We start from the raw sequence: 11,373 nt of genomic DNA on the forward strand, positions 1-11,373 counted from the left end.
ATCGCCAGCAGCATTCCGCTCTTCATGAGTCCTGACCCTCTGCAATCCCCCGTTCCTTCTCCAGCCGTGCGCGGCACGGCAAGCCTCAATTTACCCTTCGACCCAACTGCAAAACCGTGGTCCTGATTGCATTCTCACTGCGTAGAGCGTCCGGCCCTCCGGCCGCGCCCCCGCGCTCGCCCCGCGATCCCCCTGGTCGAGCCGTGATCAAGGCCACCGGCCAGGGAGAGCGGCGCGACCCACGGCGACTTCCCAAAGGATCGGCGTGGCGCATCGACCTCCGGAGCCCCGCGACCCATCCCAAGGCCCGCCGGATCCCGCCCCACCCCACGGCTCGCCCGACGGCAGCGGCCTGCGAAGGGGGGCGACGGACTTGCGGATTTTGGCCTCGAACCCGGCCCGCCGTATGATCGACCCGCGTTAGGTGAGGCAACGCAGCGATGCCACGACGCCCAAAATCCCTGGCCGGCACCCCCGCCCGAGGCGCGGTCCCCAGCTGCGAGGCCGAGCCTTGGAGCAGATCGGACTACGTAGCGCGGATCCGTGGATGCCGCCGAACCTAGCACGTCATTCTTTCCACCCGAAACGCGCTGGGCGACAAGGCCGCGCGACGCGGTTGAACTTCATCTCGAAAAATAGACCGTTGTCGTGTGAACCAGATGAGGGAACGAATACCGATATCCCATGCGCCCCGAGATCTTTTGGCCTGCACGACTAGAGGGCAGCTCCGGGCGGAGCCTGTTCCGAATCCCGAAAGTCAACGCGAAGGAGGCGAGCTGTTGAGGGAAGCGCTGTCCCATATGATCCAAGCGCTCGGCCGGGAGATCGCCGCCATCCGCGAGAGAGGCGGGGCAGCCCGGATCGAGTTATTTGCCGGCGAACGAGTCCGGCAGGTCGAGCGCATGTGGCTCTACCGTTTTCAGGTGCTCGAGGAAGTCAACCTGCGCGATGATACTCCAGTCCGAGTCACGGTCGGACAGGAGGACGTCACGGGCTTTTTTGCCTCATTTCGGGACGGAGTGCTCCTGATTGCGCTGGAGAAGGATCTCGGGCCGGAAATCGCGGCCGCTCAGCTGGTCGCGAACGACTCCTTCCTCCTAGAGCGGCTTAAGGAGCGCCTGGAGAAGGTAAGAGGCGGCGAGCCACATTTCAGTCGGATTGCGGCGGACCGCGTGCTGGGCCAAGAGCAGCGCTCGATCGCCGACGCGGATCCGCACGCGTTGGTCAACCAAGGCCTGAAGGCGAACGAGGACCAGACCCGCGCTCTCCGCCGCTCACTCGGCAGCGACACGACCTTCATCTGGGGGCCGCCCGGAACGGGCAAGACCTACACCCTCGCCCTCATCGTGGAGGCTCACTACCGGGCTGGCCGATCCGTGCTGCTTGTATCGAACACGAACATCGCCGTGGACACGGCCTTGGAACGCGTGGCCGAGCGCCTTCAAGGCGAACCCGGCTTCAACGAGGGGCTCGTGATCCGCCAAGGCCCGGTTGTCAAGGAGGAGCTTCGCCAGCGCTTCGGTCCGTATGTGATCCTCGAGGAGATCGTTGCGCGGCTCGGCGAACGCCCGCAGCGGGAGAAAAACAACCTTCTTCGTGAGGCGGCACTCCTCGAAGCGGAGGAGCGCTCGCTCGCCGAGGCCCTGGAGGATCTGGAACGGCTCGCCTTCGTGCGGGAGGAACTCGCCGCCCGCCAGAACTTGCTGCAAGACGCGAAAAGCTCCATCGCTGCGCATCGCGAACAAGCGAAGCGCCACCACGTTCGCGCCGCGAAGGCGCGGTCCGATCTGGAGCGCGCGCGAGCCACGGGCGCGTTTCGACGCCTGTTCCTCGGTCTCGAGCCCGAGCGCCTGCTGCGAGACGCGACGGAAGCCGATCATGCCGCGCAGAAGGCGTCCGAGGCGGCCCAAGAGCTCGCCGCCCGCCTGCCCAAGCTCGAGGCCGAGATCGCGGCCCTGCGCGGAGAGGAGGACCGGCTCATCGAGAAAACCCGTGGTCGTCCGTCGGCAAGCGAGATCCAAGGTCGCCTCGACTCGCTGGGCAGCCGGCTAGACCAGATCCGCGAACGGATCCGCGCCATCGAGCGCGAGCTCGCCGACCTTGAACGTCGGCTTCTCGCTGGCTGCAAGATCCTCGCGACCACGGTCTACCGCACCTATCTCGGAAATATCGGGGCTCGCCTGTTCGACGTCGTCGTCATTGACGAAGCGTCCATGCTCATGCTGCCGCTCGTCTACCACGCAGCAGGACTCGCGAAGCGATCGGTGACGGTGGCTGGCGACTTCCGGCAGCTTCCGCCAATCGTCCTGTCCCGCGATCCGCTCGCCGCCGAGTGGCTCAAGCGCGACATCTTCGAGAAGGACGGAATCCCCGAAAAAATCGCCAAGCGGCAGCCAATTCCCCATCTCGTCGCGCTCGGCACCCAATACCGGATGCAGCAGAAAATCTGCGAACTCGTGAACGAGCTTTTCTACAGCGATTGCCGCTTGCGTTCCGAGTCGAGCGTGTATCGCGAAATTGGCAACTTTCCCTTCCCGAAAACGCCCCTCCTTTACGTGAATACCGGCCCGTTTCACCCAAGGGCCGCGCGCCGCGCCAGAACGTACTCGCGTTACAACATTTTCCACGCGCTCCTTGCGCGAAATATCGTCTCGCGTCTCGCCGACGCAGGCTTCCTGCCGCATTCGGCAAAGCCGAATGACGCGATTGGCGTCGTCGCGCCGTATGCCGCGCAGGCGCGGCTGATACAAACTCTGCTGAATGACTGCCTCGGCGCCCGCGCGGCAGGAATTGCGGCCACGGCTCACAGGTTCCAAGGCAATGAAAAGGACATCATCGTGCTCGATCTCACCGACTCCTACGGAGTGCCGCTAGGGCGCTTCCTCCGGGCGAACCGAATTGAGGAGGATGGGGCGCGCCTAATGAATGTCGCAGTAAGCCGCGCGCGAAAGCATCTGATCGTTCTCGGCAACTTCGAGTACCTGCGCAAGACGCGCGATGCCGCTTTCGTCCTTCGATTGTTGGATTACCTAGAGCGCCATGGCGAGCCGCTCGATCTCGACATGCTCCTGCCGCTCGCCGACCGCGACTGGGTCGACGGGCTCCGTCGCGCGCTTCCGGCGACGTTTGACCTTCCGGAGGGAGCGGCTGGCGCATTCACGGAGAGAACCTTCTACCCGGCGTTTCTTCAGGACCTGAACCGCGCGCGCAAGTCCATCGTGATCTTCTCGCCTTTCGCGACCGAAAACGGCACGGCGCGCTGGATCGGCTCGCTTCGTGCGGCAGTCGCCCGCAAGGTGGAGGTGCGTCTCGTCATTTCTGCTCCAAAAGTAGCCGACCACCGCGCCACCTCGAAAGCGACCGAACTGGCACGCATGCTGCGCGAGCTGGGCATCGCCGTCGACTTTCGCGAGAATATGCACGAGAAGATCGCGATGATCGACGGGCGCATCCTGTGGCACGGCTCGTTGAATATTCTCTCCCACCGTGGCACCCGCGAGAGCATGCTGCGCCTAGACAGCGAGGCTGCTTGTCGGCAGCTCAGCCGCTACCTTGGCGACTTCGGCGAGTGAGTAGGATGCCGCCTCGTCTCCGGGAGGCGCCCGGGAGCCTCCTGTGCCCGAACCGCGGCTGGCCGACTCGCCCGGATGCTGACGCGCGCGGAATTTGCTTCGGAGGTTGCGCCCGGCGCCGAGCGAGAGCAGCGCGACCGAGTCCAGCGGCGGGCACACGGCGTTGCGCGGGTCTTGGCTCTGCGCGAGGGCGCACATCGCCGGGTTGTTGGTGTACACGCCGCCGCCGATGTAGCCCTCGGCCGAGGGGAAGTAGGTGGGCGCGGCCGTGGCGTAGAGCGCGAGCCCAGCGAGCGCACCGCCCGGTCGGCGTCGGTGCCGGACACGTTCTTCGGCAGATCGCCGAGCGTCGCCTCGCCGAACCACTCGCGGGCCAAGCGCCACCCGAGATTATCGCCCCGCCCTCGAGTCCGGTGCGGCCTTCCAAGTGTTGCCGATAACGCGGCCGCCCCCGGAGCGGAAGCGGCAGGCACAACGGTCGGAACCCACTCCGCGTATCATGCTTCCCCGTTGCCGCAGCCTTGCCTCTCTCGGGAGGGATGTTCTCCGGAAATCCGCTTTCTGGTTCTTCCCCGCCGAGGCCGCGACTGCCTGCAGCAACGCCCCGCACTCCGCAACCAAGGCCACCTCGCCGACTTCTCCCGGAAGCCGAGCATCCAAGTGATGGAAGCGCCGATCTCCGCAGCCCAGTTTTCCGTTCCCGGCTTCGCCGAGCTCGCTCATGTCGTCGTTTCGCGGGAGTTCGTCGCGATCTGGTGCGCCCTGACCGTGCTCTATTTCGCGATCGCCCTCGCCCTGTTCTCTGTTCGCGCCGTCCGTCTGATCGTCGGCCTCCGCCGCGTCACGCGGCCGCTTCTCGGTCTCGATCAAGCCGCCTTCGCTGAGGAGTACAAACACTACAACGCCCTCCTGCAGCGGCAACGAATCCTAAGCCACGCCTGGCGAGAGTTTGATGAGAGCCTGATCAAGCCCGACGACGAGCACCCCTTCATCCGCAACCCCCACGAGCCCCGCGCCTACTTCAATGACCAGACCATCATCGAGCCGGTACTTCACACGCGCTTCTTCGACTCCGTTCCGAATCACCTCACCGGCTTTGGCATTCTCGGCACCTTCGTTGGCCTTGCCGGCGGCGTTGGTCTTGCGAGCGGAAGCCTCCAATCTCTGCAACCCGAAGAGATCCAGGGGGCGTTGTCGCATCTCCTGAGCGGAGCCGCGCTCGCCTTCCTCACCTCGATCGCCGGCCTCGGCTGCTCGCTCGCGTTCCTCGTCTTCGAGCGCACCCTCCTCGGGACCGTGCGGAGGAGCATCGCACGGTGGACGGATCGTCTAGAAGCCTGCGTGGAGCTGATCACTCCGGAAATGATCTCCCTCGCCCAGGTGAGAGAGGCAAAAAGGCAAACACACCTTCTCCACCGCTTCAACACCGACCTCGCGGTCCTCATTGGCCAGGAGATGCGCAGCGCCCTCGATGATGTCGTCCACAAACCCCTCCACGACCGCCTAGGCCAGGTCATTGATGCGATCGACCGCCTTCAGAGCAACCAGCAGCAAATCTTTCACGACACCATCCAAAGGCTCGCGGACCGGTTCGAGCGGCAGCTCACGCAATCGGTCGCGAGCGGCTTCGACCAGTTCGTCAACCGCCTGAACGAGACGGCGCTGCGCATGCAAAACGTCTTTCTCGAGTTCGAAAGCTCCCAGCGCGGCGCGCAGGAGCTGCTGTCCAGCGCCGTGGATTCCGTCCGCCAGGCTCTTGCGCAGGCGGCCGAGCAGTCCGCGCAGGCGATCTCCACGACCATGAGCGGCAGCCTCGAGCGCATCGAGGAAGCCGCCCGTCGGCTTAGCGCCGACGTCGATCACGCGAGCCAGAGGCTGCGCGAGTCCGGAAACGCCCTGATCGAGCGGCTCGACGTCACGCTCCAAAGCCTGCGCGATGACCTCGCCTTGTTCAGGGAGGTGACGGCCGCGCAGCAGAAGCTCGCCGAGCGTTTTCAGCTCCTTCTCGGCGAACTCGGATCCCTGCACGAGCGGCAGGCCGAGATGCGAAACGAGATCGTCACCAGCCTTCAGCAGCTGCGAGCCGCCGCCGAGCAGCTCGGGACGGCCCACGCCCGTCTTGCGGAAATCGTCGACCGGGCGACGGCCAGCGTGGGCGAGGCGGCGAAGGTGGCCCAGCTCCTCCAGCAGGAGGTCGCGCGGGTGTCGCAGGAAAGCCACAGCATGGCGGCGCTCTGGCAGCGCCAGGAACAGGGCCTCCGCCAGATCGACGTGGCGCTCAACCGGATCTTCGACCAGCTTGTCGACGGGCTTGACGAGTACACTAGAAAGGTGCGGGAGTTCCATTCGCAACTGGATTCCCTCTACAGCAAGGCGATGGAAGGGTTACAGGCAACCATCGAACGCCACATCGAGAAACTCGACGATCTTGTTGACCGGCTTGACCGCCCGACGAGGGCGAAGTCGTGAGAACCCGCACTCCCGACCGGCCTGAGCGCACGGTGCCTGACTACCTTTCCTCCGTGAGCGACCTCATGTCGGCCCTCCTGTTCATCTTCATCATCACGCTGGCGGTCTTCGCCCTGCGCCTGGCGGAGGCGCGCCGGAACATGGAGCAGGCGGAAGCTGCCCTCACCAGCGCGACCTCGGTCCGGATCCTGCTCCTTGAGGCGATCCGCCGCGAGCTCGCGAAACGGGGCATCGACGTTGAGATTGAGTTCGAGCACGGCATTCTCCGCCTGACTGACCGGGCGATCCGCTTCCCCCGGGGAGAGGCGGTTCCCTACCCTGACCATCACGCACACGTGGGGGCGGTCGCGCGGGTCCTCCGCGATGTCCTCTCCTGCTACGCTCACGGGCGGTCAACCCCCGCCCTCGATGGCCTTCCACCGCCTCCTGCTGCCCCCTTCTGCCTCCCACCTGCCCCGTTCCCTGACCCGCCCCGCTGCGAGGAGGCCATCCCGGGGGTGCGCGTGGACACCGTGCTCATCGAGGGTCACACCGACAACGTTCCGCTCGTCGCCAACCCCAGGTACAAGGACAACCTCGACCTCTCGGCCGGGCGCGCCGCCGAGGTGTACCGTATGATGACGAGCTGCGAGCCAGACCTCGCAAGCCTGGTCAACAAGCAGGGCGCACCGATCTTGAACGTGGCCGGCTACGGCGAGAGCCGACCTCTTGATCCGAAGCGGCCGGACGCCGACGTGAACCGCAGGATCGATCTCCGCTTCCTCATGGAGAGCCCGCGACCGAGAAAGCGCGACGCGCCTCCGGTTCCGCAAAGAGTGCTGAAAGCCACCGAACGCGCGGTCAATGAACGGTAGCCCCCAAGACCAGCCCCTCTTCTCCGAATGCTCAGACAGCCTGCGACAGAGGATTGCCGAAATTCTGCGGGCGCTGCAGCGCCGAGAGTGGCGTCCGAAAGCCCTTCCCGCGCTCATCGCACGGCTCGGCGAACACGAGGCCAAAGCCGCTCAGCGAACCCCACCCAGCGACGCCCTCGATCAGGCCGCGCAGGCCCTCCACGAGTGCTGGGCACTTCATCGCGACCTCACGCCGCTCGAGGCGCGGCACGCACGCAACCTGCCCTGGTTGTTCTTCCACCCCGGCGACTCGCCCCATCTTTGGGCCAGCAAGGATCCACACCTCGCCAAGGCCATGCTCGCGACGGTCGCCGAAGATGGGCGCCCGCGGCGGGTGCTCGCGACCTTCCGCGAGTTCCTCCGGGTTTGGCCGGCCGATCTCCCCGCCTTCGATAGCCTCCTCGCCCGCCTCGATGCCATCGTTGCTGCCTTGCCATCGCCCGCCTACGACCCATGGCGGGAGCGCTGCGCGCGATACCGCTTGCTCAAGAGCGACGGACCGACCCAGGTCGCGAGGCTCTGGGTGCGGTCCGAGCAGGACTACGACTCCTTTGTCGAAGCGGTGCTCGGACCCGAGCGACATCTTGCGAATGGTAACTTCTGGGGGGAGGTGGCGAAGGCCGTATCGGCGGAGCTCCGGACCGCCCTCCGTTCCGGCCGGATTCCGCTCTGCCGCGTCTTCGCGTGGTTCGCCGATCCGCAAGGGTCGCTTCGCTTCTCGAGCTGGAAGAGGCTCCTCGCCACGGCGGCACTCGAGCCGTTCCTGAACCTCAATCCCTCGGACGAGACAAAACGAGCGCTCGCCGCTTTCCTTTGCCGAACCATCGGCCATCCCATCCTGCACTCCAGTGCATGGTATGACATCGACTCGCAGCTCCGCGATGTCCTGCTGCGCTGGCTGGTCCAGACCTCGTTCGAGGATTTCTTCCGGCTCGTCGACCGAACCGCGGGCAATCCGGAACACTGGGTCGCCCGCCGTAACTTTTGGTACTCCTACCTCAAGAACAATCTCATCGACGACGCCTGGCTGATCCTCGGGCCGGCCGCCTCCGCCAGGCTCGACCCTAGAGGGCGCGCAAACCTCAACGCCGGAAGCCTGCGGAGAGGTGCGGGCACAGACTCGACCCACTCCGCCCTCCTCCTCAAGATCCGCGGGATCACGATCGCCGAGTTCAGCCACAACCGCAAGTGCCGGATCTGGCTCCGCGGAAATCGGGCGGCACCGAAGCTGTACGAGCGGGAATACGACTATGCCTCGCTGACCGATGGCTGCAACGAGGAGATCCCCCATTACGGCTCCCAGAACTACCGATGGCAGGCGAGGATTTCCTCGATCATTGAGGAGCACACCGGCATCGCTGACCCCGGCAGAAGAGGGAAATAAATGCCCTTCGCTCTGTTCCGGAGCCCGGAGCTGCGCACGGATCGCGTTGCCGAGGGCGTTGAGTTCCGCGTCGTCGACAGACGCGATCTGCCCGTCGAGGAGTGGGCTAGCGCTAGGCCGGCAAGGCTGCCTTCGGGGGGACGGGCAGGCATCGGCATCCTGCTTCGCTTGCTGCAGGATGAAAGAGCCGAGCGGCGCGAACTCACCCGCGTCTTTCTCGGCCACGCGGGCATCGCCTCGTTGGAGCCCGACGAGCTCCTCGCCCTGGGCCTGCCGCCGGCCGCCGGTGTCGGAGTGGAGCTTAAGGCCTTCGGCAGCCTGCGGGATCCGGACTTCCGCATTGATCTCTCTCTGCGGCGGCCGCGCGGAAACAGGGTCGTCTCCTTCTCCCGCGAGGGATGCTTCCTCACCATCGACGGTGAGCAATTCACGCTACGCGATCCGCTCTACTCGATCTGCGAAGCGCTGGATCGCTTCAATCGCGATTGCCGGGATCTCGACTCCCGATTGCGCGCTTGGGGGGAGATCCGCCAGATCCTCCCCGAGGGAGTCCAGATCGACCACATCCTTGGCGGCATCGAGGTCGCCGTCGCCTCCGCCTTCAGCATCGAGCGCTTCGTCAATGAACTTGGCGAACCGGACTTCAACCCGGTTCTCGGCACCATGGCGATGGAGAGGGAGGAGCTCGGCTCCGCCTCTCCCGGCCGGCGGTTCGTCCGGACCCTTCCTCCCGCACGGCACCAGAACTTCGCGCGGTATTTCCGCCAGCTCACTCCCGTGCGCGACAAGTATCCGGTGGGGGAGGGCTTCTATGTTTTCCTGACTCCGACGCTTCAGCGGATCCTGTCCGCCGTTCGCAGGATCCAGGCCGCCGACCCGGGGACGCGACTTCAGTTCATCCGTCAGCCCGCCCCCTTTCTTCGCTCAGAGCTCTCCAACGAGGAGGAGGGAGAGCCGGCCGAGGCAGCAGAGCAGGAGCCGGAATCCCTAGCGGACCCTCTCGAATCTCTGTTTTCCGACGAAGGCTACAGCGAGCGGGTCAAGGGAATCGGTCTCTGGCAGCCTCGCGTGCTGCCATGGCTCAAGAGGCCCAGCGAGCCTTGGCTTCCTGCGGAACAAGGCCTGCTGATCGGGGACGAGAGCCTGTCCCTCCCCCACGACCAGGCCAGAGAACTTCTCCGCCTCGTGGAGCAGGCGCTGCGGAACGGCTCCCCTGCCGTGCAATGGGGCTCCCAGCGGGTTCCTGTATCGGAGGACACTGTGCGCGCCCTCCGGGAACTCTGCAGGAGCGAGGTCCCCGCAACCCCCACGACCCGACCGGAGGATACGCGGGAGCAAGACCCCGCTCCCATCGCCCTCCTGATCTTTGACAATTTGGAGTCGCTCGAGTATCGGGTCACGAGGCGCCGCCAAACACCGACGAGCGGTGAAGTGCCGGAGAGACTCGCCACGGCACTATTGCCCCATCAGCGCGAGGCGCTGCGCTGGCTGCAGCGGCACTGGTCCGAGGGGAGCCCTGGGGCGCTTCTCGCGGACGACATGGGCCTCGGGAAAACGCTGGTCACCCTCGCCTTTCTCGCCTGGCTCCAGGAAGTCGCGGCGGGGGAAGAAGGGCCGAATCGTGGCAACGGCTCCTTCCTCGTCGTCGCCCCGACCGGCCTCATTCGGAACTGGCTGGACGAGCACGCGAGGCACCTGCGGCAACCCGGTCTCGGGAGGATCGCTCAAGCCTGCGGGAGAGGCCTTCGCGAGCTGCGCGGCGCGAGCAGCGGGCGGGAGACGGCACACGGCTTCGCGACCCTCGACCAAGGAGCCTTGGAGCGGGCGAACCTGGTGCTCACGACCTACGAGACGCTGCGCGACTACCAGTACAGCTTCGGGCGCGTCCGCTGGAGCGTCGCCGTCTTCGACGAGGCGCAGAAGATCAAGAATCCCGCAATTCTCCTCACGGACGCTGCGAAGGCCCTGAAGCACGACTTCGCTCTTGCCGTCACCGGCACCCCCGTGGAGAACCGGATTGAGGATCTGTGGTCCATCGTCGACTGCGTCCGGCCCGGGGAGCTTGGGACGCTTCGGGATTTCTCGTCCGCCTACGGCAGTACGGAAGCCCAAGAAGAGCGTCTCCCGGAACTTTACGAGAGGCTGAGCGCGGGCTCGACGCCGCCGATCATGCTGCGTCGCACCAAGGAAAAGTGCTTGGAAGGCCTGCCCGATAAGCGCGTCCACCGCCTGGAACGGGAGATGCCCCCGCGGCAGGCGGACGCCTACGACCTAGTGGTGAGGCAGGCGGAGAAGACGGGAATGCTGCAAACCCTTCAGCTCCTCCGCCGCGTGTCCCTGCACCCCTCTCCCCTCGCGCTGCACGGCGACGACGGGTACATCGAAGCCTCCGCCCGGCTGCAGCTGGCGATCGAGATCCTAGACGACATCCGGCGCACAGGCGAGAAGGCCCTCCTCTTCGTGGACGATCGCCCCGTGCAAAGCGCCCTGCTCGAGATCCTGCAACGGCGCTATCGCCTAGGCGAACCGATCCTAGTCATCAACGGGGAAGTGGCGGGGGCCGCACGCAAGCAGCGGGTGAACGAGTTTCAGGCGCGCAAGGGATTCGACGTCATGATCCTCTCGCCCCGCGCCGGAGGCCTCGGCCTGACGCTGACCGCGGCCAATCACGTGATCCACCTCGGCCGATGGTGGAACCCGGCGGTCGAGGATCAGTGCACCGATCGCGTGTACCGCATCGGTCAGGAGAAGACGGTCCACGTGTACTGCTGTCTCGCCGTTCACCCTCGCTACCGCCAGCGTAGTTTTGACCTCGTCCTCGATGGCCTGCTCGAACGGAAGAGGGAGCTCTATCGCCGCGTGCTCATGCCGACCGAGCTCTCCCGATCCGACCTGGAGGCGCTGTACCGCGAGACGGTGGGAGTGCGGCGGGGCTGAGGGGATCCTCTCCCGAGGCCGCAAGCGGCCGCCCCTACCCTTCAACGCCCTCCGCCGCCCGCCGGCGGCCGGCCTCCCGCACCCACTCCGCCACCCGTGCGGCGACCGCCGGAGCGGA

General features: G+C 65.8%; 7 protein-coding genes. 5 read left to right on the forward strand and 2 right to left on the reverse strand.

Annotated features, from left to right (window positions below; translation table 11 throughout):
- Positions 1–1,097 precede the first annotated feature (1,097 nt).
- Positions 1,098–1,232 carry a hypothetical protein gene (locus NZ773_15885; GenBank protein MCS6803407.1) on the reverse strand — a complete coding sequence of 45 codons (135 nt, stop codon included), beginning with the start codon at positions 1,230–1,232 and terminating at the stop codon, positions 1,098–1,100.
- Here NZ773_15885 and NZ773_15890 point away from each other — a divergent pair.
- A complete protein-coding gene (locus tag NZ773_15890; GenBank protein MCS6803408.1) occupies positions 1,173–3,572 on the forward strand; it encodes an AAA domain-containing protein in 2,400 nt (799 codons plus the stop codon). The genes NZ773_15885 and NZ773_15890 overlap by 60 nt on opposite strands.
- Here the strand turns inward: NZ773_15890 and NZ773_15895 are convergent.
- Positions 3,513–3,956 carry a hypothetical protein gene (locus NZ773_15895; protein ID MCS6803409.1) on the reverse strand — a complete coding sequence of 148 codons (444 nt, stop codon included), beginning with the start codon at positions 3,954–3,956 and terminating at the stop codon, positions 3,513–3,515. The genes NZ773_15890 and NZ773_15895 overlap by 60 nt on opposite strands.
- 279 nt (positions 3,957–4,235) lie before the next feature.
- On the opposite strand from NZ773_15895, the gene NZ773_15900 reads away from it, so the two are divergent.
- The 4 genes from NZ773_15900 (at position 4,236) to NZ773_15915 (ending at position 11,255) form a co-directional block, all read left to right on the forward strand.
- On the forward strand, positions 4,236–6,041 hold the full coding sequence (locus NZ773_15900; GenBank protein MCS6803410.1) for a hypothetical protein: 1,806 nt from the start codon (positions 4,236–4,238) through the stop codon (positions 6,039–6,041).
- 53 nt (positions 6,042–6,094) lie between these two features.
- Complete coding sequence (locus NZ773_15905; GenBank protein ID MCS6803411.1) at positions 6,095–6,895, forward strand: OmpA family protein; 801 nt, start codon at positions 6,095–6,097, stop codon at positions 6,893–6,895.
- On the forward strand, positions 6,885–8,318 hold the full coding sequence (locus tag NZ773_15910; protein ID MCS6803412.1) for an EH signature domain-containing protein: 1,434 nt from the start codon (positions 6,885–6,887) through the stop codon (positions 8,316–8,318). The genes NZ773_15905 and NZ773_15910 overlap by 11 nt, the downstream gene beginning before the upstream one ends.
- Before the next feature lie 168 nt (positions 8,319–8,486).
- The gene (locus NZ773_15915) at positions 8,487–11,255 is read left to right on the forward strand and encodes a DEAD/DEAH box helicase (protein ID MCS6803413.1); all 2,769 of its coding nucleotides are present in this window, start codon (positions 8,487–8,489) and stop codon (positions 11,253–11,255) included.
- Positions 11,256–11,373 lie beyond the last annotated feature (118 nt).

The sequence above is a fragment of the Dehalococcoidia bacterium genome, assembly GCA_025054935.1.
Lineage (GTDB): Bacteria > Chloroflexota > Dehalococcoidia > SpSt-223 > SpSt-223 > JANWZD01.

Coding starts and splice junctions, on each gene's coding strand:
- NZ773_15910 (MCS6803412.1), top strand. CDS start 6,885: ATGAACGGTAGCCCCCAAGACCAGCCCCTCTTCTCCGAATGCTCAGAC.
- NZ773_15900 (MCS6803410.1), top strand. CDS start 4,236: ATGGAAGCGCCGATCTCCGCAGCCCAGTTTTCCGTTCCCGGCTTCGCC.